Annotated in this window: 1 protein-coding gene; it reads right to left on the reverse strand. The window is 65.4% G+C overall.

Annotation, left to right across the window (positions count from 1 at the left end; genetic code table 11):
• The coding region (locus tag AC0L20_RS39935; RefSeq protein ID WP_473295656.1) for an aldehyde dehydrogenase family protein at nucleotides 1–436 on the reverse strand (436 nt) is incomplete at both ends.

Below are 436 nucleotides of genomic sequence, written 5' to 3' on the forward strand. Positions count from 1 at the left end.
AGCCAGGGCCCAGGCACAGCCGGGTACCAGTTCGGCCGGCTTGATCACCACACAGTTGCCGTAGGCCAAGGCCGGGGCGATTTTCCAGGCCGGGATGGCGATCGGGAAGTTCCAGGGGGTGATCAAGCCGACCACACCGAGGGCTTCACGGGTGACTTCCACGTTGACGCCCGGACGCACCGACGGCACATAGTCGCCAGACAGGCGCAGACATTCGCCAGCGAAGAACTTGAAAATGTTACCGGCGCGGGTCACTTCGCCGATGGCTTCGGGCAGGGTCTTGCCCTCTTCCCGGGCCAGCAGCGTGCCGAGTTCTTCGCGACGGGCGAGGATTTCGCTGCCGACTTTATCCAACGCATCGTGGCGCGCCTGGATGCCGGAAGTGGACCAGGCCGGGAAGGCGGCGCGGGCAGCCTCGATAGCGGCGTTGACTTGG

The organism is Bradyrhizobium sp. Kon58 (genome assembly GCF_055807455.1).